The 25,964-nt window shown below is 71.0% G+C and carries 36 protein-coding genes; 3 read left to right on the forward strand and 33 right to left on the reverse strand.

Going from position 1 to position 25,964, the window contains the following annotated elements; translation table 11 throughout:
- Positions 1-46: 46 nt before the first annotated feature.
- On the reverse strand, positions 47-490 hold the full coding sequence (gene rplM / locus Sru01_RS03105; RefSeq protein ID WP_203982298.1) for a 50S ribosomal protein L13: 444 nt from the start codon (positions 488-490) through the stop codon (positions 47-49).
- A gap of 330 nt (positions 491-820) precedes the next feature.
- Between rplM and Sru01_RS03110 the strand changes: the two genes are divergently transcribed.
- From Sru01_RS03110 to Sru01_RS03120, 3 genes are all read left to right on the forward strand, one after another.
- Positions 821-1,609, forward strand: coding sequence for a CAP domain-containing protein (locus Sru01_RS03110; protein WP_203982299.1), 789 nt, complete (start codon positions 821-823; stop codon positions 1,607-1,609).
- 35 nt (positions 1,610-1,644) lie between these two features.
- A complete protein-coding gene (locus Sru01_RS03115) occupies positions 1,645-3,093 on the forward strand; it encodes a hypothetical protein (RefSeq protein ID WP_203982300.1) in 1,449 nt (482 codons plus the stop codon).
- A 3,495-nt stretch (positions 3,094-6,588) separates the two neighbouring features.
- Positions 6,589-7,299 (forward strand): hypothetical protein, encoded by a 711-nt coding sequence (locus Sru01_RS03120; protein WP_203982301.1) that lies wholly within the window; start codon positions 6,589-6,591, stop codon positions 7,297-7,299.
- Positions 7,300-7,333: 34 nt separating this feature from the next.
- Here Sru01_RS03120 and truA read toward each other — a convergent pair whose 3' ends face one another.
- The 32 genes from truA to rplD form a co-directional block, all read right to left on the reverse strand.
- Positions 7,334-8,230 (reverse strand): tRNA pseudouridine(38-40) synthase TruA, encoded by an 897-nt coding sequence (truA, locus tag Sru01_RS03125; RefSeq protein ID WP_239136843.1) that lies wholly within the window; start codon positions 8,228-8,230, stop codon positions 7,334-7,336.
- A 310-nt stretch (positions 8,231-8,540) separates the two neighbouring features.
- On the reverse strand, positions 8,541-9,098 hold the full coding sequence (rplQ, locus tag Sru01_RS03130; protein ID WP_203982302.1) for a 50S ribosomal protein L17: 558 nt from the start codon (positions 9,096-9,098) through the stop codon (positions 8,541-8,543).
- 110 nt (positions 9,099-9,208) lie between these two features.
- The gene (locus Sru01_RS03135; RefSeq protein WP_203982303.1) at positions 9,209-10,225 is read right to left on the reverse strand and encodes a DNA-directed RNA polymerase subunit alpha; all 1,017 of its coding nucleotides are present in this window, start codon (positions 10,223-10,225) and stop codon (positions 9,209-9,211) included.
- A gap of 122 nt (positions 10,226-10,347) precedes the next feature.
- Entirely contained in the window at positions 10,348-10,974 is a 627-nt protein-coding gene (gene rpsD / locus Sru01_RS03140) for a 30S ribosomal protein S4 (RefSeq protein WP_203982304.1), read from the reverse strand.
- A 20-nt stretch (positions 10,975-10,994) separates the two neighbouring features.
- Positions 10,995-11,399 carry a 30S ribosomal protein S11 gene (gene rpsK, locus Sru01_RS03145; RefSeq protein ID WP_091090131.1) on the reverse strand — a complete coding sequence of 135 codons (405 nt, stop codon included), beginning with the start codon at positions 11,397-11,399 and terminating at the stop codon, positions 10,995-10,997.
- 87 nt (positions 11,400-11,486) lie between these two features.
- Entirely contained in the window at positions 11,487-11,867 is a 381-nt protein-coding gene (gene rpsM, locus Sru01_RS03150; protein ID WP_203982305.1) for a 30S ribosomal protein S13, read from the reverse strand.
- A 206-nt stretch (positions 11,868-12,073) separates the two neighbouring features.
- Positions 12,074-12,187 (reverse strand): 50S ribosomal protein L36, encoded by a 114-nt coding sequence (gene rpmJ, locus Sru01_RS03155; RefSeq protein WP_003956441.1) that lies wholly within the window; start codon positions 12,185-12,187, stop codon positions 12,074-12,076.
- Positions 12,188-12,293: 106 nt separating this feature from the next.
- Entirely contained in the window at positions 12,294-12,515 is a 222-nt protein-coding gene (infA, locus tag Sru01_RS03160) for a translation initiation factor IF-1 (protein WP_012887858.1), read from the reverse strand.
- A 511-nt stretch (positions 12,516-13,026) separates the two neighbouring features.
- Positions 13,027-13,521, reverse strand: coding sequence for a hypothetical protein (locus tag Sru01_RS03165; protein ID WP_203982306.1), 495 nt, complete (start codon positions 13,519-13,521; stop codon positions 13,027-13,029).
- A gap of 191 nt (positions 13,522-13,712) precedes the next feature.
- Complete coding sequence (locus tag Sru01_RS03170) at positions 13,713-14,135, reverse strand: DUF1707 SHOCT-like domain-containing protein (RefSeq protein ID WP_203982307.1); 423 nt, start codon at positions 14,133-14,135, stop codon at positions 13,713-13,715.
- Positions 14,136-14,186: 51 nt separating this feature from the next.
- Entirely contained in the window at positions 14,187-15,026 is an 840-nt protein-coding gene (map, locus tag Sru01_RS03175) for a type I methionyl aminopeptidase (RefSeq protein WP_203982308.1), read from the reverse strand.
- Positions 15,027-15,155: 129 nt separating this feature from the next.
- The gene (locus Sru01_RS03180) at positions 15,156-15,809 is read right to left on the reverse strand and encodes an adenylate kinase (RefSeq protein ID WP_203982309.1); all 654 of its coding nucleotides are present in this window, start codon (positions 15,807-15,809) and stop codon (positions 15,156-15,158) included.
- Positions 15,809-17,116 (reverse strand): preprotein translocase subunit SecY, encoded by a 1,308-nt coding sequence (secY, locus tag Sru01_RS03185; protein ID WP_203982310.1) that lies wholly within the window; start codon positions 17,114-17,116, stop codon positions 15,809-15,811. The genes Sru01_RS03180 and secY overlap by 1 nt, the downstream gene beginning before the upstream one ends.
- 165 nt (positions 17,117-17,281) lie before the next feature.
- Complete coding sequence (gene rplO / locus Sru01_RS03190) at positions 17,282-17,752, reverse strand: 50S ribosomal protein L15 (RefSeq protein WP_203982311.1); 471 nt, start codon at positions 17,750-17,752, stop codon at positions 17,282-17,284.
- Positions 17,753-17,754: 2 nt separating this feature from the next.
- The gene (rpmD, locus tag Sru01_RS03195) at positions 17,755-17,937 is read right to left on the reverse strand and encodes a 50S ribosomal protein L30 (protein ID WP_080043226.1); all 183 of its coding nucleotides are present in this window, start codon (positions 17,935-17,937) and stop codon (positions 17,755-17,757) included.
- 3 nt (positions 17,938-17,940) lie between these two features.
- Positions 17,941-18,573 carry a 30S ribosomal protein S5 gene (gene rpsE, locus Sru01_RS03200; RefSeq protein ID WP_203982312.1) on the reverse strand — a complete coding sequence of 211 codons (633 nt, stop codon included), beginning with the start codon at positions 18,571-18,573 and terminating at the stop codon, positions 17,941-17,943.
- A gap of 70 nt (positions 18,574-18,643) precedes the next feature.
- Positions 18,644-19,024, reverse strand: a complete 381-nt coding sequence (gene rplR / locus Sru01_RS03205) for a 50S ribosomal protein L18 (RefSeq protein WP_203982313.1) — start codon at positions 19,022-19,024, stop codon at positions 18,644-18,646.
- A 2-nt stretch (positions 19,025-19,026) separates the two neighbouring features.
- Positions 19,027-19,569, reverse strand: coding sequence for a 50S ribosomal protein L6 (gene rplF, locus Sru01_RS03210; protein ID WP_203982314.1), 543 nt, complete (start codon positions 19,567-19,569; stop codon positions 19,027-19,029).
- 19 nt (positions 19,570-19,588) lie between these two features.
- A complete protein-coding gene (rpsH, locus tag Sru01_RS03215) occupies positions 19,589-19,987 on the reverse strand; it encodes a 30S ribosomal protein S8 (protein WP_203982315.1) in 399 nt (132 codons plus the stop codon).
- Positions 19,988-20,124: 137 nt separating this feature from the next.
- Positions 20,125-20,310 (reverse strand): type Z 30S ribosomal protein S14, encoded by a 186-nt coding sequence (locus Sru01_RS03220; RefSeq protein WP_203982316.1) that lies wholly within the window; start codon positions 20,308-20,310, stop codon positions 20,125-20,127.
- A gap of 40 nt (positions 20,311-20,350) precedes the next feature.
- Complete coding sequence (gene rplE / locus Sru01_RS03225; RefSeq protein ID WP_203982317.1) at positions 20,351-20,926, reverse strand: 50S ribosomal protein L5; 576 nt, start codon at positions 20,924-20,926, stop codon at positions 20,351-20,353.
- Positions 20,926-21,225 (reverse strand): 50S ribosomal protein L24, encoded by a 300-nt coding sequence (gene rplX, locus Sru01_RS03230; protein ID WP_203982330.1) that lies wholly within the window; start codon positions 21,223-21,225, stop codon positions 20,926-20,928. The genes rplE and rplX overlap by 1 nt, the downstream gene beginning before the upstream one ends.
- 8 nt (positions 21,226-21,233) lie before the next feature.
- On the reverse strand, positions 21,234-21,602 hold the full coding sequence (rplN, locus tag Sru01_RS03235; protein ID WP_203982318.1) for a 50S ribosomal protein L14: 369 nt from the start codon (positions 21,600-21,602) through the stop codon (positions 21,234-21,236).
- A gap of 144 nt (positions 21,603-21,746) precedes the next feature.
- Positions 21,747-22,031, reverse strand: coding sequence for a 30S ribosomal protein S17 (gene rpsQ / locus Sru01_RS03240; protein WP_203982319.1), 285 nt, complete (start codon positions 22,029-22,031; stop codon positions 21,747-21,749).
- Positions 22,024-22,260, reverse strand: coding sequence for a 50S ribosomal protein L29 (gene rpmC / locus Sru01_RS03245; protein ID WP_203982320.1), 237 nt, complete (start codon positions 22,258-22,260; stop codon positions 22,024-22,026). The genes rpsQ and rpmC overlap by 8 nt, the downstream gene beginning before the upstream one ends.
- On the reverse strand, positions 22,260-22,679 hold the full coding sequence (gene rplP / locus Sru01_RS03250) for a 50S ribosomal protein L16 (protein WP_184608221.1): 420 nt from the start codon (positions 22,677-22,679) through the stop codon (positions 22,260-22,262). Before rplP ends, rpmC begins: the two co-directional genes overlap by 1 nt.
- A 2-nt stretch (positions 22,680-22,681) precedes the next feature.
- A complete protein-coding gene (gene rpsC / locus Sru01_RS03255) occupies positions 22,682-23,551 on the reverse strand; it encodes a 30S ribosomal protein S3 (protein ID WP_203982321.1) in 870 nt (289 codons plus the stop codon).
- Positions 23,551-23,919, reverse strand: coding sequence for a 50S ribosomal protein L22 (gene rplV / locus Sru01_RS03260; RefSeq protein ID WP_203982322.1), 369 nt, complete (start codon positions 23,917-23,919; stop codon positions 23,551-23,553). The genes rpsC and rplV overlap by 1 nt, the downstream gene beginning before the upstream one ends.
- A gap of 27 nt (positions 23,920-23,946) precedes the next feature.
- Positions 23,947-24,225 (reverse strand): 30S ribosomal protein S19, encoded by a 279-nt coding sequence (rpsS, locus tag Sru01_RS03265; protein ID WP_203982323.1) that lies wholly within the window; start codon positions 24,223-24,225, stop codon positions 23,947-23,949.
- Positions 24,226-24,236: 11 nt separating this feature from the next.
- Positions 24,237-25,073 carry a 50S ribosomal protein L2 gene (rplB, locus tag Sru01_RS03270; RefSeq protein ID WP_203982324.1) on the reverse strand — a complete coding sequence of 279 codons (837 nt, stop codon included), beginning with the start codon at positions 25,071-25,073 and terminating at the stop codon, positions 24,237-24,239.
- A 42-nt stretch (positions 25,074-25,115) separates the two neighbouring features.
- Positions 25,116-25,418: a 50S ribosomal protein L23 gene (rplW, locus tag Sru01_RS03275; RefSeq protein WP_203982325.1), complete on the reverse strand. Its 303-nt coding sequence runs from the start codon at positions 25,416-25,418 to the stop codon at positions 25,116-25,118.
- On the reverse strand, positions 25,418-25,964 hold a 547-nt coding region (rplD, locus tag Sru01_RS03280; RefSeq protein ID WP_203982326.1), incomplete at its 5' end, for a 50S ribosomal protein L4. The genes rplW and rplD, both read right to left, overlap by 1 nt.

Here is a 25,964-nt window from a genome sequence, read left to right on the forward strand (position 1 = left end):
TCTCCTCTAACTTTGATCTTGCGTCAGCCGGCGGCGGACGGTGCGGCTACTGGGCGACCTGGGTGATCTCGAACTGGACCGGCTGCTGCGCCTGGTGCGGGTGCTCGGCGCCGGCGTAGACCTTGAGCTTCTTGGCCATCCTCCGGCCGAGGGAGTTCTTGGGGAGCATGCCCTTGACGGCCTTCTCCAGGGCCCGCTCCGGGTGCTTCTCCATCAGCTCGCCATAGGTGAGGGAGCGCAGGCCGCCCGGGTAACCGGAGTGGCGGTACGCCCGCTTCTGCGCGAGCTTGTTACCGGTCAGCGCCACCTTGTCGGCGTTGATGATGATGACGAAGTCACCGGTGTCGACGTGCGGCGCGAAGATCGGCTTGTGCTTACCGCGGAGCAGCGTCGCGACCTGGGCGGCCAGCCGACCCAGCACGACGTCGGTGGCGTCGATGACGTACCACTGACGCTGTACGTCGGTGGCCTTAGGGGTGAACGTGCGCACGGTGGAAGCCTTCTGTCGGATGGCGGCTACGAAGGATGGTGAGCGGGCGCACGACAGCCCAGAGCTTCCGTCTCCGCGAGCAGGGAGATGACGCCGGACGCGCCGCGCTCGGTCTCGACGGACCGATCCGCACACAACAACTCAGCAGACTACCCGCGCCATCGGCGCCGGTCAAAACGCGACACCGGTGCTCCCGCCGCCCGGCGGCGGCGAACCCCGGATCCGGTCCCGCCGACCCCTTCTTTAACGTGAGCCGACCTCTCTATATTGGGGACCGGCATGTGGCGGTCCTTTCACTCTCTGCTCACCATGCGGCGTCCCGATCGGCGGATGCACGTGGGTCTGCTGGCATGCCTCGCGACGGCCGCGCTGGTCGCCGCGATGCTCGCCCACCGCTCCGGCGCCGGGGTCGACCAGGTGCACCTCAGCCGGGCCACGCCCTCCACCGGTCCCTCCCGGATCCTCGCCGCCGCCGAGCCCACCGCCGAGCCCACCGCCGGCGCCGAGCCCGGCACGGGCCCGCGCCGCCGCCCACCGCTCGGCCATGTGGCGCACCCGGAGATCCGGGTCACCGGCGAGGCCCGCCCGCGCGGCACCGCGCCCGGCCGGGCCTCGCGGCCGCCCTCGGCCATCGACGGCTCCGGCTCGTCGGTGGCCCCCGGCACCAGCGTCGGCGCCGCCGGTGGTGGCGAGCAGGGCGGGCGCGGCGAGCAGCAAGCGCCGGCCGGCAGTGCCGCCACGCGATCGCTGGAGGCCGCGGCCGCCCGTCTGACCAACCGGGTGCGCGCCCGCCAGGGGTGCGCGCCACTGCGGGTGGACACCCGGCTCACCGCCTCGGCCCGGGCGCACAGCGCCGACATGGCCAGGCGCGGTTACTTCGGCCACACCGCCCCCGGCGGCCGGTCCCCCTGGGACCGGATGGCCCGCGCCGGATACACCAACAGCGCCGCGGAGAACATCGCCCGCGGCTACCAGACCGCGCAGGAGGCGGTCGACGGCTGGATGGCCGATCCCGGACACCGCCGCAACATCCTGAACTGCCAGATCGTGGCGATGGGCATCGGGGTCGCCGAGGGCGCGGGCGACATCTGGTGGACGCAGGACTTCGGTTATTCGTGACCTGTCCGGTCGCGGGGCCGGGCTAGTCTCGGCGCATGGGTTACCCCGGGGACAGACAGCCACGACGCCAGCCACGACGCCCGTACGAGCAGTCGCCGGCCGGCGAGCCCGGGCAGGAGCCGCGGCAGGAGGGCGGCGACTCCGGGCTCTGGCCGACGGTGCGCGATCCCGACCTGCAGCAGTGGTCGCCCGCCCGGCGCAGTGGGCCGGGCGAGGGCACGCCGCCTGGCGGCACGGCGCCCGCCGCCGGCGGCCACGGTGACCCGGATACGGCCGCGGGCGGTACCGGAACCGGCCGGGAGTTCGAGGCGTTCAGGGCCCGGCAGTCCGGCGGTCACGACACCCGTGGCGCCGGCCGCCCGTTCGAGGCGTCACCGGCTCCGGGCCGGCCGAACCCGCCGGCACCGGGCCCCGGGCCGGGGTTCGGGGCGGCGTGGCCCGACACCGGCCGGGCCCCCGAAACGCCGGGCCGGCCGTTCGAGGCCCCGCGGCCGCCCGGCGGGTCACCGGCCGCGCCGCCGCCCCAGCCCGGCCCGCCGGCCGCCCAGGCGGGCACCGGCGCCTTCCCGCCCGCGCAGCCGCCCGGCCGCCCCTTCAGCGGCCCCGAGCCCGCCGGGGCCGGGCCGGACCGGTCCCGGGAGCAGCCGGCGGGCCACCCGGCGGCCGCCGGGCCCGGGCCCGCGGCGGCGCGGACCGCATCGGCGCGGTCCCGGGCCGAGCGGCCCGGCGAGCCGTACCTGGGCGAGCCGCGGTCCCGGGGCCCGCTCTATCTGGCCGGCGGGGTGATCGCCATGATCGGCGCGCTGGTCGCGGTGATCCTGGTGATGAACCAGGATGACGACCCGGTGCCCACGGCGACCGCGCCGGCGTCCGCGCGTCCCTCCGTCGCGCCGCCGCCGCCCGCCGTCGGCGACGCCAAGGGCGAGTACGGCCTGGCCGCCTCACGCAAGACCGATCCGCAGCCGCTCACCCTGAACGAGGTGTTCGGCCGTAAGAAGATCACCGTAGGTGCCCGCACGTACCAGATGACCGTGCGGCGGTCGGACAAGAAGTGCGGCACCGCCGTGCACGGCACCGGCCTGCAGAAGGCGCTCACGGCGGGCAGATGCACGCAGTTCCTGCGGGCCAGCTTCCGGGACGGCACCGGCAAGCTCATCGGCACCGTCGGCGTCGCCAATCTGAGCACCGCGAACGCCGCCAAGAAGGCCGCCAAGGCGGGCAGCGGCGGCGAGCTGGAGGACTACGTCAACCCGTTGCAGGGGAAGGACTCTGTGACCAAGTTCCTCGGCGGCGGCGGCGACTCCTACGCCACCGCCTGGCCGCAGGGGCACTACCTGGTGCTGCTCTGGTTCCAGTACAAGGACGGCCACAAGCCCTCCAAGGCCGAGCTCAAGCGCCTCAACACCGCGGCGGTGGACATCGTCGAGAAGGCGGTCTTCTCGGCCCTGGACACCCGGGCCCTCACCGGAGCGCGGACCAGCTGAGTTGGACAAATCCGCATAAATGGCTATCTAGCAGCGCAAAGAGCCCGGAATTCGTGACCGGGAACGCCCATAGCGGTATGCCGATCTCCGAGTCTGGATACGCTTCCGCGTATGCGTGGCCAGGATTCCGGGTCCGAACGTGATCGCGAGACCGGAGACGCGGCGGCTCCGGCGATGCCGCCCCCCAGCTTCGGCCAGGTGCGTCCCGACGCGCCACGGCCCGAGCGGGACGTGACGGGTGCCGCATCCCCCGGGGAACCGGCGCGGGCACCAGGTTCCGCCGACCCCGCCGCCCCGGCGGAGCCCCGGTCACCCGGCACCCCGCCCGCCGCTCCGGCTCCACCGCCGGACGGCCCGTGGGCCGCGTCGCCGAATGCCGGCGTTCGGCCGGCGGCCCCACCGTCCGCTCCGGCCGGCCCGCCCACCGTGCCGCCCGCTGACGGCCGCTGGGCATCGCCACCGTTCCCCGCGGCGGCCCCGTCCTCCGCCACGATCCCGCCGCCGGACGACCCGTGGGCACCGCCCCCCTTCCCCGGCACCGCCGCGGCGGCCCCCTCTTCTCCCCCCATCCCGCCGTCACCGGACGGCCCGTGGGCGCCACCCCCCTTCCCCGGCACCCCCGCGGCGGCCCCGTCCTCCCCCACGATCCCGCCGCCGGCGGACCGGCCGTGGGCGCCGCCACCGCCTCCCGGTGGCCCGGTCCAGGGCACCACCGCCGGCCCGTCCCCCGCGACACCGCAGGACGCGCCGTGGACACCTCCGCAGCACACCGACCGGCCGGACGACCGGTGGCGGGACGGTGTCGATCAGCCCGCCGGCCGGCGGGCGCCCGACCCGGGTCCGGCATCCGCCGGCGGACCGGCGGACCCGGCGGCCCTCATGCGGGACACCCCGCGGGACGCCCCATGGGACACCCCGCGGGACGTCCCGCGGGGAGTCCCGCGGTACACCGTGCAGGACGCCCCCTGGACCGGCCCGCAGGACGCCGCGACACCGGCGCCGCCGTCCCCCTTCGCCGCGGACGGCCCCTCTCCCGGTACGGCCGCGGGCCCCGGCACCGCCGGTGGCTTGGCGGCCGGCGGTCATCGCCGGGTGCTGGACCCGCAGGCCCATATCGAGATCCCGGTCTGGCCGCCGGCGGCCCCGGTGGCGGGCGGGCCTGCCCGCCATGACGGTGCGGCCGGCGCCGCGGCGCCGGGCTCCGGACCGGGCGGCCCACCCACTGCCCGGACCGGCCCGGCGGCCGATGCCGGATCGCCGGACCGGCCGGAAACCACCCGGCCGGTGATGTCCCCCGCCGCCCCTGGCGACCGGCCGGCCGGTCCCGGCGTCCATGGCGGACCGGACACCGGCTCTCCGCCCACCGGCCCCGGCGGGTCTCCCGACCTGCTCTCGGACGGCCCGGACGGCCGCCGGCCACTCCATGGCGGCCCAGACGGCCCGGAGAGCCCGGACGGCCGGCGGCGGCTCCACAGCGGCCCGGACGACGGCGAACGGCCGGGCACCGCACCCGCCGCCGAGCCGGCGGCCGATGACACGACCCGCCGGCTGCGGTTCACCGCCCCCGCAGGCCGAGAGTCCGGCCTTCCGCCCGCCGGCCCGGATCCGCTCGCCGCCGACCCGGGGCGGCACGCCGGCACGTCGGGCGACCTCGCCACCGGCCGCCCGGACACCGCCGGCGAGACCGGACGGCACGCCCTCCTGGCCGGTGGTGCCGCCATGCCCCCCGCGCCCGGCATCACTGGAGCCGGTGCAGCCGGCGCCCACGGCGTACCCGGCGCGATCGGCGTACCTGGCGCATCCGGCGTACCCGGCGTTCCTGGCGCATCCGGCGTTCCCGGGACGACCGGTGCGTCTGAGGCCGAGGACCACCGGCCGGTCGCGGGCCAGGCCACGGCGGCCCCCGGTGCGGCCGGGGATCCGTACGGGCCGCCACCGGCCCCTGAACCGTCCCTCCCCGAGCCCGGCGGTCCGCCCGTAGTGCCCGCGCCGTCCCGGCCGGCCGAGCCCGGCCCGGCCATCCCGGCGCCGCGCCCGCCGGCACCCGGCCCCGAGCCGGGCCCCGGCCCGAACCAGCCCGGCCCGAACCAGCCCGGCCCACACCGGCCGGGTCCGCACCAGCCGATCCCGAACCAGCCAGGTCCGCAGCCCCAGCCCGGCCCGCCCGGCCAGGGGCATCGTGCGGCGCATCCGTTCTCCGCCGGCCACGGACCGGACGCGCCGCCGGCTTTCGGCACCGTCCCGGCGGGCGGGTCAGGCACCGGCGACGGTATGCGGCCGGACTCGGCGGGTGCGTTCCCGGCGGCTCCGCCGGCCGGCCCCGCTCCCGGCGGCACCGGGCCGGCCGGGTCGACCGTCTCGCCGCCCGGGACGTTCCCCTACCATCGGCCGGGTCCGTTCTCCGGGGGGCCCGCACCGGATCCGTACCTTCCGCCGGGACCCGGCGGCCCGGGGACGCCGCCCGTCCCAGGGGCGCACGGCCCGAGCGCGCCTGCGGGCGCGCCCGCCTCCGGGCCGGCCAAGTCATCGCCGGCATCGGGCGGAGAGGGGCCTCAGGCGGCATCAGGCGGAGAGGCGCCCCAGGCGGCGACGGAGCCGGCCACGACCGCGGCACCGGCCAAGATCCCGACCGGGCGCCGGCTCACGATCCCGGGGATCCGCCGATCCCGCGCAGTACGCCCGCCTGCCGCCACACCCGAGACGCCCCCGCCCCCGCCGGGCACTCCGCTGCCGCCCGCACCGGTGACGCTGTCGCCGGCCGGGAACCCGACCTGGAGCGGCCCAGGCCTCGGCGGCCCGAACGTGGGCGACGCCGGCAGCCCCGTTGCCACCGGCCCCGGCGGCAACGGTCCCGGCGGCCCCCGCGCCGCCGATCCTGGCGGCCCTGGCGTCCGCGGTCTCACCGCGGCACCGCCGCCAGGTACACCGCTGCCACCCGCCCCGGTGACCAGCGACGCGCTCGGTGCCCCGTCTCGCCCGGGGCGGCGTCCCCCGCACGCGCCGGCCACCCCGCGGAGTACCGCGAGCGACCCGGCCGCCGGACCGGGCGCGCCATCACCGGCCGCCGGTCCCGGCACGCCGCAGGTGGCCCTTCCCGGCCCGCCGCTCCCGGCGGCGGATCCCGGAACGCGCCCGCCGGGCCGTGGCCCGGGCGGCCTCGCCTCCCGGCCGGCGACCCCGGACGCCGGCGGTCCGGCGGCGGCCCTCGGTCCCGGCGGCACCACCAGCCAGATCACGACCGCCGGCCCTCAACAGGGCGGGGTCGCCACCCGTCCCGCGGGCGTACCGGCGGCACCGGCCGCCGGGGCGCCGCACAGCGCCTCCGGGGCCCACGGCGGCGAACCACCGGCCGGCCGGCGGGCGGCGGAGGGGGCGGCGGCCGAGCGGCCGCCGTTCGTCCCGCCGGGCGCCGCTTCTCCGCCGTCCCCACTGTCTCCGCAGTCTCCGCCGTCCGTGCCGGAGGCCGGCCGCCCGGCGCCCGGTCCCGGACGGAAGGTGCCGCTGATCGTCGGTGCGGTGGTGGCCGTGGCGGTGCTCGGCACCGCGGGATGGTTCGGCGTCAAGGCGCTCGGCGGTGATGAGCCGGCGACGGCCCTGCCGACACCGCTGCCCTCGGTGGACGTCGCCGTCCCCGAGCCGGTGGCGACGGCGACCGCCGAGCCGACACCGGTCCCGACGACGGTGCTGGACTCCGCGCGCACCGACCCCAAGAAGCTCACGCTCAAGGAGGCCTTCGCCGAGCGGCGCCCCAGCGTCGACGGCCGCACCTACACCCGCGCGAAGCTGGACATCACCGGGAGCTGCGACAAGGTGGCCGTCGGCGCCTTCGCCGCCGCGCTGAAGAGCGCCAAGTGCGACCGGGTGCTGCGCGCGACGTACGTCGACAGCGACAAGCGGTACGCCGTGACCACCGGCATCGCGGTCTTCCCGACCAAGAAGGCGGCGATGGCGGCCGACCGGCGCAAGAACCTCGGCAAGACCGTCTGGTTCCGCGGACTGGCCGGGGCGAAGGGCACCGGGGCGGAGCGCGCGGACATCTCCGGCGGGTATGCGGCCGGCGTCGTGTGGGGGCGTTACATCATCTTCAGCTTCGCCACCTACAGCGACGGGCACACCCCGACCGCCCAGGAGAAGGACCTCGGACCGGTCAGCGGGGCGTTCCGCGACCACACGGCGAAGGTGATCGAGAAGCGCATCACCAGCTGACGGTCCCGACCGGGCCGGCGCCCCGCCGGCCCGGTCAGCCGGAGGTCAGCGTGCGCAGGCGGCGGGTCATCGCGGCCCGGCCGGTCAGTTCGGCGGGCGGCGGGTAGCCGACCTCCTCCAGGCAGAGTCCGTGCGCGGGGGCGACGTTCACCCCCGAGTCGCGGACTCCCTTCACCAGCACATCGCCGGGCCACTCGACGGGCCGCTGCCCCTCACCGACCGCCAGCAGCGATCCGACCAGGGCACGCACCATGGAGTGGCAGAACGCGTCGGCGACGACGGTGGCGACCAGCAGCCCCTGGCCGTCGCGCGCCCAGTCCAGGCGCTGCAACTCCCGGATGGTGGTCGCGCCGTCGCGCCGCCGGCAGAACGCGGCGAAGTCGTGCTCGCCCAGCAGCCGGGCGGACGCCGCGTTCAGCCGGTCGTCGGCCAATGGCCGCGGATGCCAGAGCACCTCGCGCCGGCGCAGCGGGTCGACCCCGGCCGGCCGGTCGCAGACCCGGTAGGCGTACCTGCGGAACAGCGCGGAGAACCGGGCGTCGAAGCCGTCCGGTGCCACGCCGACCGCGTGCACCCGGATGTCCGCGGGCAGTACCCCGGCCAGCCGCCGGGTCAGCGCGTCCAGACGCTCCGCGACGGTCATCGGACCCCGCTCCCGGCCACCGCGCCGCTCAAGGGCGTCCAGCGCGTCCGGGACGAGATCGAGGTGGGCCACCTGGCCGCGGGCGTGCACCCCGGCGTCCGTGCGGCCGGCCACGGTGAGGGACGGCGGGTCCGGCAGGCGCAGCACGCGGCCGAGTGCCGCTTCCAGCTCGCCCTGCACCGTGCGCCGGCCCGGCTGCCGCGCCCAGCCGGAGAACTCGGTGCCCTCGTAGGCCAGGTCCAGCCGCAGCCGCACCGTCCCGGCCGGCTCGCCCTTCCCCGCCGCCATGATCATGCCGGGCGTCTCGACCGTGCTGGGGGGCTCGGATGTCCCGAGGGTCTCGATCGGCTCGACCGTCCCGGCTGCCCCATCCGGCTCGAGCGGGCCGGCGGGCCCGGGCGGCCCGCTCGCCCTGGGCGGCTCGATCGGGTCGGTCATGCCGTCCCCTCCCCTTCGTGCCAGGCCCGGCTGCCCGGGGCGGCTTCCCGTCCAGAATGCCGGTTCCAGCATGCCGTCTCCGGCGCGCCCCGACCAACGCGACGGGCCCAGCGCACCATACCGGTGCGCTGGGCCCGTACTCGCTCGGCCGACGCTTCGATCAGGCGTCGTCCTTCTTCGCCTCGTCCTTCTTCGCCGCGTCCTGCGGAGCCGCGTCCTGCGGAGTCTCGTCCTGCGCGGTCTCGCCGGCAGGGGCGTCCTCGGCGCGGGCGTCGTTCTCCGGAAGCTCCACGACCTCCTCGGCCGGCTTGGCGGCCGGCTGCTGGGCGGATGTGGCGCGGGTGGTCGTCACCGCGTTCAGCGGCTCCGTCACCAGCTCGATCATCGCCATCGGAGCGTTGTCGCCCTTGCGCGGGCCGAGCTTGGTGATACGGGTGTAGCCACCGGGACGCGTCGCGAACGTCGGCGCGATCTCGGTGAACAGGTGGTGCACGACGCCCTTGTCCTTCACCACGGTCAGGACCTGGCGGCGGTTGTGGATGTCGCCCCGCTTGGCCTTGGTGATCAGACGCTCGGCGAGCGGCCGGAGACGCTTGGCCTTGGTCTCGGTGGTCCGGATGCGGCCGTGCTGGAACAGCTGCGTGGCGAGGTTCGCCAGGATCAGTCGCTCGTGGGCCGGGCTGCCGCCGAGACGCGCGCCCTTGGCAGGCTTGGGCATGGTCCTACTCCTTTGGGATCACCCGCCCCGGCCGTGTCAGGTACCGGGGTCGGGCCGGGCGCCCCGAGTCGGGGGCGCCCGTCGTCAGATGTGCGATGCGGCCGGAGCCGTCAGTACTGCTCGGTCTCGACGTAACGCGCGTCGTCGTCGTCGTAGTCGCCGCCGGCGACGGCCGTCGGGTCGAATCCGGGCGGGGAGTCCTTGAGCGACAGGGTCATCTCGTGCAGCTTCTGCTTGACCTCCTCGATGGACTTCGCACCGAAGTTGCGAATGTCCAGCAGGTCCTGCTCGCTGCGCGCGACCAGCTCGCCCACGGTGTGGATGCCCTCGCGCTTGAGGCAGTTGTAGGAGCGGACCGTGAGGTTCAGCTCCTCGATCGGCAGCGCCAGGTCGGCGGCCAGCGCGGCGTCCGTCGGGGACGGCCCGATGTCGATGCCCTCGGCCTCGACGTTCAGCTCGCGCGCCAGGCCGAACAGCTCCACCAGGGTCTTACCGGCCGAGGCCACCGCGTCCCGCGGCTTCATGGACGGCTTGGTCTCGACGTCCAGGATCAGCCGGTCGAAGTCGGTGCGCTGCTCGACACGGGTCGCCTCGACCTTGTAGGTGACCTTGAGGACCGGCGAGTAGATCGAGTCGACCGGCACCCGGCCGATCTCCTGGCCGGGCTGCTTGTTCTGCGCGGCGGAGACGTAGCCGCGGCCGCGCTCGACGGTCAGCTCCATCTCCAGCTTGGCCTTGCCGTTCAGCGTGGCGATGTGCAGGTCGGGGTTGTGCACCTCGACCCCGGCCGGCGGCGCGATGTCGGCCGCGGTGACCTCGCCCGGGCCCTGCTTGCGCAGGTACATCACGACCGGCTCGTCGTGCTCGGAGGAGACGACCAGCGCCTTGAGGTTGAGGATGATGTCGGTGACGTCTTCCTTGACCCCGGGCACGGTCGAGAACTCGTGCAGCACGCCCTCGATGCGGATGCTGGTGACCGCCGCCCCCGGGATGGAGGACAGCAGCGTGCGCCGCAGCGAGTTGCCGATGGTGTAACCGAATCCGGGCTCCAGCGGCTCGATGACGAACCGGGACCGGGTCTCCTCGATCGATTCCTCGACGAGGGACGGGCGCTGTGCGATCAGCATGTGGGTTCTCCCCTGGGTTCCGCGGGGCCCGCTATTTGACCACCGCGATCATTCATTTCACCGCCGGTGCCGTACGACCCCTGACGAGGCGGTACGGCATCCAGCGTACGTCCGGCGAGCTCTTACTTGGAGTAGAGCTCGACGATCAGCTGCTCCTGCACCTGGGTGTCGATCTGCTGCCGGACCGGCAGCTGGTGCACCAGGACGCGGAGCTTGTCCGGGACGACGCCCAGCCAGGCCGGGACGGTCCGGTCGCCGAAGGCGGCCCGGGCCACCTCGTACGGCATCAGGTTGCGGGACTTCTCCCGCACCTCGACGATGTCGTGCTCGCGGACGCGGTACGACGGGATGTCGACCTTCTTGCCGTTCACCAGGAAGTGGCCGTGGCGCACCTGCTGGCGGGCGGCGTCGCGCGAGGTCGCCAGACCCGCGCGGTAGACGACGTTGTCCAGGCGGCTCTCCAGGATCTGCAGGAGGTTCTCGCCGGTCTTGCCGGCACGCCTGTTGGCTTCCTCGTAGTAGTTGTGGAACTGCTTCTCGAGGATGCCGTAGATGCGGCGGGTCTTCTGCTTCTCGCGGAGCTGGAGCTGGTACTCCGACTCCTTCGGCCGGCCGCGGCCGTGCTCACCCGGCGGGTAAGGACGGATCTCGATGGGGCACTTCGGGGAATCACACTTGGCGCCCTTGAGGAAGAGCTTGGTCTTCTCGCGGCGGCAGAGCTTGCAGTCCGCTCCGGTGTAACGAGCCATTTCTCTCTATCTCCTGGGCCTCAGACGCGGCGGCGCTTGGGCGGACGGCAACCGTTGTGGGGAACCGGGGTCACATCCTGGATGGACCCCACCTCCAGGCCGGTGGCCTGCAGCGACCGGATGGCGGTCTCGCGGCCGGACCCGGGGCCCTTGACGAAGACGTCGACCTTGCGCATGCCGTGCTCCATGGCGCGGCGGGCGGCGTTCTCGGCGGCCATCTGGGCGGCGAAGGGCGTGGACTTGCGGGAACCCTTGAACCCGACGTGGCCCGCGCTGGCCCAGGAGATCACGTTCCCGGTCGGGTCGGTGATCGAAACGATCGTGTTGTTGAACGTGCTCTTGATGTGGGCGTGCCCGTGAGCGACGTTCTTCTTCTCCTTGCGGCGCACCTTCTTCGGTGCACCCTGGCGGCTCTTCGGAGGCATGTAGCGCTATCTCCTGAGGTGGTCGGTCCTGCTGCGTGGACGGGGGCGCGGCCCGGGGACGAGCCCCGCCCGTCGCCCCGTCGCGGACTACTTCTTGCCGGGCTTCTTCTTGCCGGCCACGGTCTTCTTCTTGCCCTTGCGGGTCCGCGCGTTGGTCTGCGTGCGCTGACCGTGCACGGGAAGGCCGCGGCGGTGTCGGATGCCCTGATAGCAGCCGATCTCGATCTTGCGGCGGATGTCGGCCTGAACTTCGCGGCGAAGGTCACCTTCGATCTTGAAGGTGGCCTCGATGTAGTCACGCAGCGGCACGAGCTCGGTGTCGCTCAGCTGGTGGACCCGAAGGTCACCGCTGACGCCCGTGGCCTGCAGGATCTCCTGGGCGCGGCTGCGGCCGATTCCGTAGATGTAAGTGAGAGCGATCTCCAGCCGCTTGTCGCGGGGGAGGTCGACGCCGACCAGGCGAGCCATGGCGGGCATTCTCCTTCGTTGTGGCGGAGGTCCTACGCGTCACCACCCCTCCCCATGCCCGGGGTGAGGGCCCCGGCCTCCGACCGGGGGTCTCCCGCGTGGTGCGGCGCGTACGCCGCCTGCGCGGGTGTGATGCGTGATTCAGTTTCGTTCCGGCGCTTCGGCCCGGTACCGAGAACGGCCCGGCGCCCGCGTCCCGGACGCGATCAGCCCTGGCGCTGCTTGTGGCGCAGGTTGTCGCAGATCACCATGACGCGACCGTGCCGGCGGATCACCTTGCACTTGTCGCAGATCTTCTTGACGCTCGGCTTGACCTTCATAGTCCCTGTCGTTCCTCAGACGGCCGCCCGCCGGCGCTGCCCGTTGGGACGCGCCGTGCGGCATGCCGCATGTCCGGACTGTCCCCTCGCGCTGCCGGAGAGAGGCTTACTTGTATCGGTAGACGATCCGCCCACGACTGAGGTCGTAGGGGCTCAGCTCCACGACCACCCGGTCGTCGGGCAGGATCCGGATGTAGTGCATCCGCATCCGTCCGCTGATGTGGGCCAGGACCTTATGGCCGTTGTCGAGCTGCACCCGGAACATTGCGTTCGGCAGCGACTCGACCACAGTGCCCTCGATCTCGATGGCGCCGTCCTTCTTGGCCATGTCCCTCGCGTTTCACTGATCGGTCGTCTGAGGTTTCGGCACACTACGCAGCCGCGACCTGGAGCGCGCCAGAGAGGGCGATCTTGGATCGCCGACGCGCGATTGGTCATAGTGAGCCGACAAAGGAGTGTACGACAACCGGCGGAGAATTGCGAAACGCCTGGCGCTTGTCCGGACACAACCGACCACCACGATACCTCAGCACGGGTTCCGGTGGCAGGGGGTCGGGGACGCGCCCGCCCCGGTGCGCGGCTCCGCCGACGCCGGCCCGGAGCAGGCGCGTGACCATGGGTTCGGGTGTGGCTCCGCCGCTCGCGGCGGATGCGGCCGCCGAGGCCCGCCGCACGGGCGCGCCGGCCGCCGCTGTCCGATAAAGATCACTTACCCGGCCACCCGCCAGGAAAGAGTCGTGAGCGGTAAAAGCTGGGTCCGATGCCGGTTACCGGGAGATGAGCGGGCGTTCGGTGGAACGCCCGCTCATCTCCCCCGGAGTCCGCCGGACCGGACCGGCTCAGAACCGGCCGTACCGGTGCCAGCCGCTCCAGTCGTAGTCGCGCGTGGTGCCCTCGCCCACCCGGAAGCGGAAGCCGTCGATGCGCCGGTCGCGGGGGAAGGCCACGTGCCGGCCGAGGTGCCCGAAGGTGCGGTACCGGGCGAAGGCGTGCCAGCCACGGTTGTCGTGGTAGTAGACGTCGAACCAGCTGTACTGCCGGTCGCGGTCCCGGTCGAACAGGTCGAAGTCGAGGTGGTAGCGGCCGCCCTTGAACGACCACGACCCGGTGGCGTACGAGCGGTGGCCGCGGTTCTCCCCCCGGCCGAAGCCGGAGAAGAACGGCCCGAAGCGGTGCACCTTCCCCGCCGAGACCGACGTGGCGGACGTGGCGGACGAGGTGGGCGTGGCGGCCGCGGCATCGGCCGAGGCGGCCGCGGGCACCACGGTCAGCGCGGCCGCCGCCAGCGAACCGGCGAGCGCGGCACCGGCGAGCAGATCACGGATCTTTGGCACTTTCTTCCTCCTGTGAGCGAGCGCCCCCGGATGGGACGGCTTCCGGCCGGCCCGAGCCACCAGGCTCGTCTCCGGACAGCGCTCACGTTAGGAAGGATCGGCGCCACGCTCCGCGCACGAATGCCCAAGGTGCAATTCACCACACAACGGGGAACGGCCCGCCGATCAGCCGCGGACCGCTCCTCACCGGGTCAGCGGCCCCGGCCCTCACCCTTCTTGCCCGCGGCGCCGGCGACGGTGGCGACCAGCAGGATGGCGCCCCAGGGCCCGGCCACCCACATGGGCCAGAAATATCCTCCGGCGTCGGTCATCAACCAGATCGTGGTGCAGACCGCCACCACGACCGCCCAAGCCGTCCAGGCCTCCCGGACGTCACCGCGCTTGGACCGCTTCACCGGGGCCGGCTGCGCCGCGCGCATCGCGTTGAGATCGATGTCGGGGAGATCCGCGGTGAGCTTCTGCAGATCGCCCATCGTGCGCCCCTGGTACGCCAGCTCCAGGCGCTCGTGGAACTCCTCCATCGTGAGCCTGCCCTGCGCGCAGTGCTCGCGCAGCGCCGCCGCGACCTTGTCCCGGTCGCCGTCGGAGGCCCGCATCTCCGGTGTCGCCGCCATCGTTTCCTCAACTCCCGCGCTCGTGCCGGAGCCCGCTGCCGGGACCGGGGGTCACCCGGCCCCTTCCCCGGCGACGCCTGGGCCCTCCAGCAGCTCGCCGAGCCTTGCCCGCCCGCCGTCCAGCGCGGTGAGCACCCAAGGTCCATTATCGGTCACCGCGACGCTGTGTTCGAAGTGCGCGGAGACCTTCCCGTCCTGCGTCACCACGGTCCAGTCGTCGGCCAGCACCTTGGTGCGGTCGGTCCCCAGGTTCACCATGGGCTCGACGGCGAAGCACATACCGGTCTCGAACCGGGGGCCGCGGCCGGGCCGGCCGTGGTTCGCCACCCAGGGGTCCATGTGCATCTCGGTGCCGATCCCATGGCCGCCGTACTCCTGCGGGATGCCGTACCGGCCCTGAGAGCGCACGTAGCGCTCGACCTCGTACCCGATGTCGGACAGGTGGCGGCCGACGGTCAGCGCGGCGATGCCGCGCCACATGGCCTCCTCGGTGACCCGCATCAGCTCGGTGAGCGCCGGCTCGACCTCGCCCACCGGCACGGTGATCGCCGAGTCGCCGTGCCATCCGTCCAGGATGGCGCCGCAGTCGATGGAGATGATGTCACCGTCCTGGAGCGGCCGCCGGTCGGTCGGGATCCCGTGCACGACCTCGTGGTTGACCGAGGCGCAGATCGTCGCCGGGAAGCCCTGGTAACCCTTGAACGAGGGGACGGCGCCCTCGTCGCGGATGGCCTTCTCGGCGATGGCGTCCAGGTCGAGCGGGGTCATCCCGGGCCGCACGGAACGGCGCAGCAGGTCGAGCGTGCGGCCGACGACCAGGCCGGCGGCTCGCATCTTCTCCAGCTGCTCCGGTGTCTTGAGCTGGATTCCGTGCTTGTTCCTCTTGAACACTTGGTGGCACCCCCTGGGGTGAATCAACGGACGGCCCGACAGCGCAATTCCCTGATTGTCCCCCAAATACGCCGAACGCCACTCCTGGGACTTTGCTCCAGAAGTGGCGCTCAACTCATGAAGATCGACTCAGTCGGCGAACCGCCGCAACTCGGCCATCGCCCGCTGGGTGATCTCCTCGACCGGGCCGGTCGCGTCCACCCCGCGCAGGATGCCCTCATCGGCGTAGAACGAGACCAGCGGCGCGGTCTGCTCCTGGTAGACCTCCAACCGGTGCCGGATGGTCTCCTCCCGATCGTCGTCCCGCTGGAACAGCTCGCCGCCGCAGGCGTCGCAGACGCCCTCCTTGGTCGACGGGTCGAAGACCATGTGCCAGACCTTCCCGCAGGACCGGCAGGTGCGCCGGCCGGCCAGCCGGCGCACGACCTCCTCGTCGTCGACGACGAGCTCCAGCACGATGTCCAGCGAGGTGCCGAACTCGGCCAGCATCTTGTTCAGGATCTGCGCCTGCGGGACGTTGCGCGGGAAACCGTCGAGCAGGAACCCCTCCTGCGCGTCGGCCTCGGACAGACGGTCGCGGACCATGGCGATGGTCACCTCGTCGGGCACGAGGTCACCACGGTCCATGTACTCCTTGGCAAGCTTGCCGAGTTCCGTGCCGCCCGACACGTTGGCACGGAAGATGTCACCTGTCGAGATCTTCGGGATGGACAGGTTCGATGCGATGAACTGGGCCTGTGTCCCCTTGCCCGCTCCGGGGGGCCCGACCAGGACGACGCGCACTACTTGAGGAAGCCCTCGTAGTTCCGCTGCTGCAGCTGGCTCTCGATCTGCTTCACGGTGTCCAGCCCAACACCGACCATGATGAGAATGCTCGTGCCTCCGAACGGGAAGTTCTGGCTCGCTCCGGCCACCGCCAGCGCGATGATCGGCACCATGGAGATCAGGCCCAGGTAGAGCGATCCGGGGGCGGTCAGCCTCGTGAGCACGTAGTTGAGATATTCGGCCGTCGGTCGTCCCGGACGGATGCCCGGGATGAATCCACCGTACTTCTTCATGTTGTCGGCGACTTCAACGGGGTTGAAGGTGATGGACACGTAGAAGTAGGTGAAGAAGATGATCAGCACGAAGAACGTGATCATGTATGTCGGGTGGTCACCGGTGACCAGGTTCCGCGACAGCCACTGCACGACCGGGCCCGGGTCCTCCTTGTTGCTGAACAGCGACACGACCAGCTGCGGAATGTAGAGCAGCGAGGAGGCGAAGATGACCGGGATGATGCCCGCCTGGTTGACCTTCAGCGGGATGTAGGTCGAGGTGCCGCCGTACATGCGCCGGCCCACCATGCGCTTGGCGTACTGCACCGGGATGCGGCGCTGGGCCTGTTCGACGAAGACCACCGCCGCGATCATGAACACACCGACCACCATCACCACGAAGAAGGTGAAGGCGTTCTGCCGGTAGATGTTCAACAGCTCGGACGGGAAGTAGGCCACGACCTGGGTGAAGATCAGGATCGACATGCCGTTGCCGACGCCGCGGTCGGTGATGAGCTCACCGAGCCACATGATCACCGAGGTGCCGGCGGTCATCGTGATCACCATCGTGACGATCGTGAAGACGTCGTTGTTGATCAACACCGGCTGGCGGCAGTTCGGGAAGAGCTGGCCGGTGCGGGCGAGCGCCACGAAGGCGGTCGACTGCAGCACGGCGAGGCCGATCGTCAGGTACCGCGTGTACTGCGTGATCTTGGCGGTGCCGGACTGGCCCTCCTTCTTCAGGGCCTCCAGGCGCGGGATCACCACGGTGAGCAACTGCAGGATGATGCTCGCGGTGATGTACGGCATGATGCCGAGCGCGAAGACTGAAAGTTTCAGCAGGGCGCCACCGCTGAACAGCTGCACCATGCCGTAGATGTTGGCGGAGTCGCTCGCCTGCGCCTCTTTCAGACACTGCTGCACATTGATGGTGTTGACCCCGGGGGTGGGCAGCACCGATCCGAGCCGGAACAGCGTGATGATCCCCAGCGTGAACAGCAGTTTCTTGCGCAGGTCGGGCGTACGGAACGCCCGGGTAACAGCGGTCAGCACGGTCCCTCCTGCGCGCCTGAAAGGCGGTGTCGGTCAGCGAAGGTCTGAGAGTGATCCATCGGCGCATCTCTGTGAACGAGCCCTGGACAGCCTTCTGTCCAGCGCACTCTAACGCACTACGGGCGCGGAGGCTCCATGTGAGCCCCCGCGCCTCGTATTGCCTGCCTACAGCTCGGTGACGGCGCCACCGGCCGCAGCGATCTTCTCCTTCGCCGCGGCGGAGAATGCGTGCGCCTGCACGTTCAACGCCACCGAGATGTCACCGGTTCCCAGGATCTTGACCGGCTGGTTCTTGCGGACGGCCCCGCGCTCGACCAGGGTGTCGACGGTGACGTCGCCGCCGTCGGGGAACAGCTCGCCGAGCCTGTCCAGGTTGACGACCTGGTAGGTCGTCTTGAACAGGGCGTTGGAGAAGCCCTTCCGCTTGGGCAGTCGCCGCTGCAGCGGAACCTGGCCACCCTCGAAGCCGAGAGGGACGTTCGTCCGCGAGCGGGTGCCCTTGGTGCCACGACCCGCGGTCTTGCCCTTGGACGCCTCGCCGCGACCCTTGCGGATCTTGGCCTTGTTGGCGCCGGGAGCCGGCCGCAGGTGGTGGATGCGCAGCGGCGCGGCGCCGCCGGTGTTCTCGTTAGCCATGACTAGTCGACCTCTTCCACCTCGACGAGGTGCGTCACCACGGAGACCATGCCCCGGATCTCGGGACGGTCCTCCTTGACGACGACATCGCCGATTCGCTTCAGGCCCAGCGAGCGCAGCGAGTCACGCTGGTTCTGCTTGCCACCGATCTTGGATCGGACCTGGGTGATCTTCAGACGAGCCATCGGCTAGCTCACCGCCTTGGCCGCCGCGGCGGCCTCCGCGATACCCTCGGCGCGCGCCTTGAGCATGCGCACCGGAGCGACGTGCTCGATCGGCAGGCCACGCCGCGCGGCGATCTCCTCGGGGCGGCTGAGGCCCTTCAGCGCCGCCACGGTGGCGTGGACGATGTTGATCGGGTTGTCCGAGCCGAGCGACTTGGACAGCACGTCGTGGATGCCGGCGCACTCCAGGACGGCGCGCACCGGACCGCCCGCGATGACACCGGTACCCGGCGAGGCCGGGCGCAGCAGGACGACGCCGGCGGCGTCCTCCCCCTGCACGGTGTGCGGGATGGTGCCCTGGATGCGCGGCACCTTGAAGAAGTGCTTCTTGGCCTCCTCGACACCCTTGGCGATCGCCGCGGGCACCTCCTTGGCCTTGCCGTACCCGACGCCGACCAGGCCGTTGCCGTCACCCACGACGACCAGGGCGGTGAAGCTGAACCGCCGTCCGCCCTTGACGACCTTGGCCACTCGGTTGATCTTTACGACGCGCTCGATGTACGAGACGCCCTTGTCGGCAGCGCCGCCGCGGCGATCGTCGCGACGGTCACGCCGCTCACCACCGCCGCCGGCACCGCGACGCGGAGCTGCAGCCATCAGTGGTTCCTCTCCTCGATGCTCTTCATTGCGATCCTGGCCGGAGTGATCGGTTGCGTCGTGCTCCCCATCAGAACTCCAGCCCGCCTTCACGGGCGCTGTCCGCCAGGGCCGCGATGCGGCCCGCGTAGCGGTTACCGCCGCGGTCGAACACGACGGAGTCGATCCCGGCGGCCTTGGCCCGCTGAGCGAGGAGCTCGCCGACCTTCTTCGCCTTGTCGGTCTTGGTGCCCTCCGCCGTGCGCAGCGAGGCGTCCAGCGTGGACGCGCTCACCAGCGTGTGGCCGGCGGTGTCGTCGACGATCTGCACGAACAGGTGCCGTGCGGAACGGTTGACGACCAGACGCGGGCGGGTGGCCGAGCCGACGACCTTCTTGCGGACCCGGCGGTGACGGCGCGAGCGCGACAGGGCGCGCGCGGCCGTGTGCTTGGCAACCTTGGTGAAGGCCATGACTACTTACCAGCCTTTCCGACCTTGCGGCGGATGACTTCGCCCTGGTACCGCACACCCTTGCCCTTGTAAGGGTCGGGCTTGCGCAGCTTGCGGATGTTCGCGGCGACCTCGCCGACCTTCTGCTTGTCGATGCCGTCCACGTGGAACACGGTCGGCCGCTCGACGCGGAAGGTGACGCCCTCGGGGGCGTCGACGATCACCGGGTGGCTGAAGCCCAGCGAGAACTCCAGCTGCGTCGGGCCCTTGGCCTGAACGCGGTAACCGACGCCGACGATCTCCAGCGTCTTGCTGTACCCCTTGGTCACGCCGTCCACCATGTTGGAGATCAGCGTGCGGGACAGACCGTGCAGCGCACGGTTGCGGTTCTCGTCGTTCGGCCGAGTGACCGTGATGTTGCCGTCGTCCCCGCGGGCGACGTCGATCGGCTCGGCGATCTTGTGTGAAAGCGTGCCCTTCGGCCCCTTGACCGTGACATCCCGGCCGTCGATGGTGATGTCGACACCGTTCGGTACGGGGATGGGCAGCCGTCCAATTCGCGACATGCTGTTGTGCCTCCCCTCGTTACCAGACGTAGGCGAGGACTTCCCCGCCCACACCACGCTTGCCGGCCTGCTTGTCGGTCATCAGGCCACCGGACGTCGAGATGATCGCGACGCCCAGTCCGCCGAGGACCCTGGGCAGGTTGTCCTTCTTCGCATAGACCCGCAGGCCGGGCTTGGAAACCCGCCGCAGGCCCGCGATCGACCGTTCACGCGTGGGCCCGAACTTGAGCTCCACCACGAGGTTCTTTCCGACCTTCGCGTCCTCGACGGACCAGGACTGGATGTAACCCTCCTGCTGGAGGATCTCGGCGATGTGCGCCTTGATCTTCGAGTACGGCATGGCCACGGTGTCGTGGTATGCCGAGTTCGCGTTGCGCAGACGTGTCAACATGTCTGCGATCGGGTCGGTCATCGTCATGGCCGGTGGCCCTCCTCACCGCGGTTTCCCGGATCGGGACCTACGGTGTGGTCGTGGGCGCCTCAGGCGGCACCCGGTTGATATGACTTATCTTCGGCCGGCGGCCGTGCGGGCCTCGCGAGGAGGCCCGCACCGGACTACCAGCTGGACTTGGTGATGCCCGGCAGCTCGCCCCGGTGCGCCATCTCGCGGAAGCACACCCGGCACAGGCCGAACTTGCGGTAAACGGCGCGCGGCCGGCCACAGCGCGAGCAACGAGTGTACGACCGGACGCCGAACTTCGGCTTGCGCGCGGCCTTGGCGATCAGAGACTTCTTGGCCATCAGGCCTCCTTGTTGCGATCCACAGCCATCGTGTGACTGCCTACGCTTCCTTGAAGGGGAAGCCGAGAAGCTTCAGCAGCGCCCGGCCCTGGTCGTCGTTCACGGCGGTCGTCACGATGGTGATGTCCATGCCCCGCTGCCGGTCGACGCGGTCCTGGTCCACCTCGTGGAACATGACCTGCTCGGTGAGACCGAACGTGTAGTTCCCGTTGCCGTCGAACTGCTTGGGCGACAGGCCGCGGAAGTCCCGGATGCGCGGGAGCGCCAGGGACAGCAACCGGTCGAGGAACTCCCACATCCGGTCACCGCGCAGCGTCACGTGCGCGCCGATCGGCATGCCCTCGCGCAGCTTGAACTGCGCGATCGACTTGCGGGCGTGGGCGACGGCCGGCTTCTGGCCGGTGATGGCGGTGAGATCGCGCACCGCGCCCTCGATGAGCTTGGAGTCCCGGGCCGCCTCGCCGACACCCATGTTCACCTTGATCTTGGTGAGCCGGGGGATCTGCATGGCGTTCTCGATGCCGAACTGCTCGCGGAGCTTGCCGGCGATCTCCTCGCGGTAGCGCTCCTTGAGCCGCGGCTGGAGGCGGTCGGTCTCGGTGGTGGTGGCGGTCATCAGTTGTCCTCACCCGATTCGTCGGCCTTGTCGGCCATCTTGGCGGGCTTGTCGTCCTTCTTCGCCTCATCCTTGAGCTTCTTGACGTTGCTCACGTGGATGGGGGCCTCCATGGTCTGCACGCCGCCTTCCTTGGCGCCGCGCGGGCCCTGGTGCGTGACCTTGGAGTGCTTCTTGATCAGGTTGACGCCCTCGACCACCACGCGGTCCTCGCGCGGCAGCGCGAGAATGACGCGGCCCTTGGCACCCTTGTCCTTACCGGCGATGACCTGGACGAGGTCACCCTTCTTCACATGCAGCTTCGGCATTACAACACCTCCGGCGCGAGCGAGATGATGCGCATGAACTTCTTCTCGCGCAGCTCGCGACCCACCGGACCGAAGATACGCGTGCCCCGAGGGTCACCGCTGTCCTTGATGATGACCGCGGCGTTCTCGTCGAAGCGGATGTAGGAGCCGTCGGGGCGGCGGCGCTCCTTACTGGTGCGCACCACGACAGCCTTGACCACATCACCCTTTTTGACACCCGCGGCGGGAAGGGCGTCCTTCACCGTCGCGACGATGATGTCGCCGATACCCGCGTAGCGCCGACCCGAGCCACCGAGCACGCGGATGCACAAGATCTCCTTGGCACCCGTGTTGTCGGCGACCTTGAGCCGCGACTCCTGCTGGATCACGTCAACTCCCGTGTGTCACGCCGGTTCTCATTCGCTGAGCCTGGCGGAACTAGATTTGGTCTTTACACCCTGACCGCGGCCGGTGCCGCCGCCAGGGGGGACGCCCGGGCGGGAGGCCCCTTCCGGGGGCCTCCCGCCGGCCGCTTACTTGGCGCGCTCGAGGATCTCCACGACCCGCCACCGCTTGGTGGCGGACAGCGGCCGGGTCTCCATCAGGAGCACGCGGTCGCCGACGCCGCAGGTGTTGCCCTCGTCGTGGGCCTTGTACTTGGTCGTACGGCGGATGACCTTGCCGTACAGCGGGTGCTTGACGCGGTCCTCGACGGCGACGACGACGGTCTTGTCCATCTTGTCGCTGACGACCAGACCCTCGCGGGTCTTGCGGTAGTTCCGCGCCTGCTTCTCGGTGCTCTCAGTTGTCTCAGCCATCGCTCGGCTCCTTCTCGACCGTGATGATTCCGAGCTCGCGCTCACGCATCACGGTGTAGATACGGGCGATCTCGCGGCGGACGGCACGCAGCCGCCCATGGCTCTCCAACTGTCCGGTCGCCGCCTGGAAGCGGAGGTTGAACAGTTCCTCCTTGGCTTCCTTCAGCTTCTGGACCAGTTCCTCCTGGTCCGAAACCCGCAGCTCACCGGCGGTCAGGCCCCTGGCCATCACGCCTCACCCACTTCACGCTTGACGAACCGGCACTTCATCGGGAGCTTGTGCATCGCGCGCCGCAGTGCCTCGCGGGCCACGGGCTCCGACACACCGGACAGCTCGAACATGACGCGGCCGGGCTTGACGTTGGCGATCCACCACTCCGGCGAACCCTTACCGGAACCCATGCGGGTCTCGGCCGGCTTCTTCGTCAACGGACGGTCCGGATAGATGTTGATCCACACCTTGCCGCCACGGCGGATGTGGCGGGTCATGGCGATACGAGCGGCCTCGATCTGGCGGTTGGTCACGTAGTGGTGCTCAAGCGCCTGGATGCCGAACTCGCCGAACACGACCCTGGTACCGCCCTTGGCGGCTCCGCTGCGGTCGGGCCGGTGCTGCTTGCGGTGCTTGACCCTGCGCGGGATCAGCATGGTCAGCTCCCTTCAGCACCCGGCTGCTCCGCCGGGCCGGTCTCGGGCGCCCCGGCGGGCGCGGTGGACGCAGTGGAGGTGGCGGGAGCCGAGTCCGTCTTCGGACCGCGGCCGCCACCACGGGCGCCGTCACGGCCACGCCCGCCGCCGCCGCCCGCGCCGCCCCGGCCGCGCTGCGGCCGGTCGGTGCGGTCGCGACGCTGGCCGGCCCGGGCGCCGGCGGCGGCCGCCTCGCGCTCGGCGCGGCTGGTGGGCGCCTCGCCCTTGTAGATCCACACCTTCACGCCGATGCGGCCGAAGGTGGTGCGGGCCTCGTAGAAGCCGTAGTCGATGTCCGCGCGGAGGGTGTGCAGTGGCACGCGGCCCTCGCGGTAGAACTCCGAGCGGGACATCTCGGCGCCGCCGAGACGACCGGAGCACTGGACACGGATGCCCTTGGCGCCGCTCTTCATCGCCGACTGCATGGCCTTGCGCATCGCGCGCCGGAACGACACCCGGCTGGACAGCTGCTCGGCCACGCCCTGGGCGACGAGCTGGGCGTCGACCTCGGGGTTCTTGACCTCGAGGATGTTCAGCTGGACCTGCTTCTTGGTCAGCTTCTCGAGGTCGCCACGGATACGGTCCGCCTCGGCGCCGCGGCGGCCGATGACGATGCCCGGCCGGGCGGTGTGAATGTCGACCTGGACTCGGTCGGTGGTCCGCTCGATCTCCACCTTGGAGATACCGGCCCGCTCCATGCCCTTCTGCAGCATGCGGCGGATCGACACGTCCTCGGCGACGTAGGACTTGTACAGCTTGTCGGCGTACCACCGGCTCTTGAAGTCGGTCGTGATGCCGAGTCGGAACCCGTGCGGGTTAACCTTCTGGCCCACTATCGGGTCCTTCCCTTCGGCCTGCCCTGGCCCTCGGGCCGGGATTCGACGATCACAGTGATGTGGCTCGTCCGCTTGTTGATCCGATAGGCACGGCCCTGCGCACGGGGACGGAACCTCTTCAGCGTCGGGCCCTCGTCGACCCACGCCCGGCTCACGACCAGAGAGTCGCGCTCGAGCTTGAAGTTGTGCTCGGCGTTCGCGACGGCGCTCGACAGCACCTTGTAGATCGGCTCGCTCGCCGCCTGGGGGGCGAACTGCAGCACGGCCTGCGCCTCCGAAGCGGGCAGCCCGCGAATAAGGTCCACCACGCGGCGGGCCTTCTGGGGCGTGACGCGGACGAACCGCGCCTGAGCCCTGGCTTCCATCGCTTACTCCTCGTTTCTAAAGGCGCTTTACCGCCGGCTACGCCGGTCTTCCTTGACGTGGCTGCGGAAGGTCCGCGTCGGCGCGAACTCGCCCAGCTTGTGGCCGATCATCGACTCGGTGACGAACACCGGGACGTGCTTGCGCCCGTCGTGGACGGCGATCGTGTGGCCGAGCATGTCGGGCACGATCATGGAGCGCCGCGACCACGTCTTGATGACGTTCTTGGTGCCCTTCTCGTTCTGGACGTCCACCTTCTTCATCAGGTGGTCGTCCACGAAAGGACCCTTCTTAAGGCTACGTGGCATTTAGGCTGCTCCTACCGCTTCTTCCTCTTGCTCCGCCGACGGATGATCAGGCGGTCGCTGGCCTTGTTCGGCCGGCGGGTGCGCCCCTCGGGCTTGCCGTTCGGGTTGACCGGGTGACGACCACCGGAGGTCTTGCCCTCACCACCGCCGTGCGGGTGGTCGACCGGGTTCATGGCGACACCACGAACGGTCGGGCGCTTGCCCTTCCAGCGGTTACGGCCCGCCTTACCGATGTTGATGTTGGCCTGCTCGGCGTTGCCGACCTGACCCACCGTGGCGCGGCAGCGCACGTCCACCTGGCGCATCTCACCGGAGGGCATACGCAGCGTGGCGTACTGCCCCTCCTTGGCCAGCAGCTGGATCTGCACGCCGGCCGACCGGCCCAGCTTGGCGCCACCGCCCGGCTTCAGCTCCACCGCGTGGATGAAGGTACCCGTCGGGATGTTGCGCAGCGGCAGGCAGTTGCCCGGCTTGATGTCGGCCGCGGGGCCGTTCTCGATGCGGTCGCCCTGCTTGATGCCGGTCGGAGCGAGGATGTAGCGCTTCTCGCCGTCGGCGTAGTGCAGCAGGGCGATACGGGACGTGCGGTTCGGGTCGTACTCGATGTGCGCGACCTTCGCCGGGATGCCGTCCTTGTCGTGCCGCCGGAAGTCGATGATCCGGTAGGCGCGCTTGTGCCCGCCGCCCTGGTGACGCGCGGTCACCCGGCCGTGGACGTTGCGACCACCCTTGTTGTGCAGCGGAGCAAGCAGCGACTTCTCCGGCGTGCTGCGCGTGATCTCGGCGAAGTCCGAGACGCTCGCGCCGCGACGACCCGGAGTCGTCGGCTTGTACTTACGGATGCCCATCTTTTTCGTTCATCCCTTGTCGATGTTGCTCGGCAGCGTGGATCAGCTGATCTGACCGAAGATGTCGATCCGGTCGCCTTCCACCAGGCTCACGATCGCTCGCTTGGTGCTGGCGCGCTGTCCGTAACCGAACCGGGTGCGCTTGCGCTTGCCCTGCCGGTTGATGGTGTTCACGCTGGTGACCTTGACACCGAAGATCTGCTCGATCGCGATCTTCACCTGGGTCTTGTTGGCCGTCTTGCGAACCAGGAAGGTGTACTTGTTGTGCTCGTCGATCAGGCCGTAGCTCTTCTCGGAGACGATCGGCTTGATGATGATGTCGCGCGGGTCGGCGATCTTCTGCATCAGGCGTCTTCCTTCCCGCTCTTGCTGAGCCGGGCCACGACCGCGTCGTAGGCCTCACGGGTGAAGACCACGTCGTCGTAGCACAGCACGTCGTAGGTGTTCAGCTGGCCGGCGTCCAGGAGGTGGACCTCCGGCGCGTTGCGCAGGCTCAGCCAGGTCCGCTCGTCGTCCTCGCCGACCACGACCAGGACGCTGCGGGCCGCGGTGATGGTGCGCAGCGCCTGCAGGGCGGCCTTGGTCTTGGGGGTGTCCCCGCTGACCAGGCCGTCCACCACGTGCACGCGCCCGCCGCTCGCCCGGTCGCTGAGGGCGCCGCGCAGCGCGGCCACCTTCATCTTCTTGGGCGTCCGCTGGCTGTAGTCACGCGGCTGCGGGCCGTGGACGATGCCGCCGCCGGCGAACTGCGGAGCGCGGGTCGAGCCCTGCCGGGCCCGGCCGGTGCCCTTCTGGCGGTACGGCTTCTTACCGCCACCGCTGACCTCGCCACGGGTCTTGGTCTTGTGGGTGCCCTGCCGGCGCGCGGCCAGCTGGGCGACGACGACCTGG

Origin of the sequence: Sphaerisporangium rufum (genome assembly GCF_016863395.1) — a bacterium.
Lineage (GTDB): Bacteria > Actinomycetota > Actinomycetes > Streptosporangiales > Streptosporangiaceae > Sphaerisporangium > Sphaerisporangium rufum.

What these genes read in the sequence shown, in the direction of transcription:
- Sru01_RS03110 (WP_203982299.1), top strand. Translation starts at nt 821, where the DNA reads ATGCACGTGGGTCTGCTGGCATGCCTCGCGACGGCCGCGCTGGTCGCC.
- Sru01_RS03115 (WP_203982300.1), top strand. Translation starts at nt 1,645, where the DNA reads ATGGGTTACCCCGGGGACAGACAGCCACGACGCCAGCCACGACGCCCG.
- truA (WP_239136843.1), bottom strand. Translation starts at nt 8,230, where the DNA reads ATGGCGGCGGGGAAGGGCGAGCCGGCCGGGACGGTGCGGCTGCGGCTG.
- rplQ (WP_203982302.1), bottom strand. Translation starts at nt 9,098, where the DNA reads ATGCCCAAGCCTGCCAAGGGCGCGCGTCTCGGCGGCAGCCCGGCCCAC.
- Sru01_RS03135 (WP_203982303.1), bottom strand. Translation starts at nt 10,225, where the DNA reads ATGCTGATCGCACAGCGCCCGTCCCTCGTCGAGGAATCGATCGAGGAG.
- rpsD (WP_203982304.1), bottom strand. Translation starts at nt 10,974, where the DNA reads ATGGCTCGTTACACCGGAGCGGACTGCAAGCTCTGCCGCCGCGAGAAG.
- rpsK (WP_091090131.1), bottom strand. Translation starts at nt 11,399, where the DNA reads ATGCCTCCGAAGAGCCGCCAGGGTGCACCGAAGAAGGTGCGCCGCAAG.
- rpsM (WP_203982305.1), bottom strand. Translation starts at nt 11,867, where the DNA reads ATGGCTCGCCTGGTCGGCGTCGACCTCCCCCGCGACAAGCGGCTGGAG.
- rpmJ (WP_003956441.1), bottom strand. Translation starts at nt 12,187, where the DNA reads ATGAAGGTCAAGCCGAGCGTCAAGAAGATCTGCGACAAGTGCAAGGTG.
- infA (WP_012887858.1), bottom strand. Translation starts at nt 12,515, where the DNA reads ATGGCCAAGAAGGACGGCGCCATCGAGATCGAGGGCACTGTGGTCGAG.
- Sru01_RS03170 (WP_203982307.1), bottom strand. Translation starts at nt 14,135, where the DNA reads ATGGCGGCGACACCGGAGATGCGGGCCTCCGACGGCGACCGGGACAAG.
- rplO (WP_203982311.1), bottom strand. Translation starts at nt 17,752, where the DNA reads ATGGCTAACGAGAACACCGGCGGCGCCGCGCCGCTGCGCATCCACCAC.
- rpmD (WP_080043226.1), bottom strand. Translation starts at nt 17,937, where the DNA reads ATGGCTCGTCTGAAGATCACCCAGGTCCGATCCAAGATCGGTGGCAAG.
- rpsE (WP_203982312.1), bottom strand. Translation starts at nt 18,573, where the DNA reads ATGGCTGCAGCTCCGCGTCGCGGTGCCGGCGGCGGTGGTGAGCGGCGT.
- rplR (WP_203982313.1), bottom strand. Translation starts at nt 19,024, where the DNA reads ATGGCCTTCACCAAGGTTGCCAAGCACACGGCCGCGCGCGCCCTGTCG.
- rplF (WP_203982314.1), bottom strand. Translation starts at nt 19,569, where the DNA reads ATGTCGCGAATTGGACGGCTGCCCATCCCCGTACCGAACGGTGTCGAC.
- rpsH (WP_203982315.1), bottom strand. Translation starts at nt 19,987, where the DNA reads ATGACGATGACCGACCCGATCGCAGACATGTTGACACGTCTGCGCAAC.
- Sru01_RS03220 (WP_203982316.1), bottom strand. Translation starts at nt 20,310, where the DNA reads ATGGCCAAGAAGTCTCTGATCGCCAAGGCCGCGCGCAAGCCGAAGTTC.
- rplE (WP_203982317.1), bottom strand. Translation starts at nt 20,926, where the DNA reads ATGACCGCCACCACCACCGAGACCGACCGCCTCCAGCCGCGGCTCAAG.
- rpsQ (WP_203982319.1), bottom strand. Translation starts at nt 22,031, where the DNA reads ATGGCTGAGACAACTGAGAGCACCGAGAAGCAGGCGCGGAACTACCGC.
- rpmC (WP_203982320.1), bottom strand. Translation starts at nt 22,260, where the DNA reads ATGGCCAGGGGCCTGACCGCCGGTGAGCTGCGGGTTTCGGACCAGGAG.
- rplP (WP_184608221.1), bottom strand. Translation starts at nt 22,679, where the DNA reads ATGCTGATCCCGCGCAGGGTCAAGCACCGCAAGCAGCACCGGCCCGAC.
- rplV (WP_203982322.1), bottom strand. Translation starts at nt 23,919, where the DNA reads ATGGAAGCCAGGGCTCAGGCGCGGTTCGTCCGCGTCACGCCCCAGAAG.
- rpsS (WP_203982323.1), bottom strand. Translation starts at nt 24,225, where the DNA reads ATGCCACGTAGCCTTAAGAAGGGTCCTTTCGTGGACGACCACCTGATG.
- rplB (WP_203982324.1), bottom strand. Translation starts at nt 25,073, where the DNA reads ATGGGCATCCGTAAGTACAAGCCGACGACTCCGGGTCGTCGCGGCGCG.
- rplW (WP_203982325.1), bottom strand. Translation starts at nt 25,418, where the DNA reads ATGCAGAAGATCGCCGACCCGCGCGACATCATCATCAAGCCGATCGTC.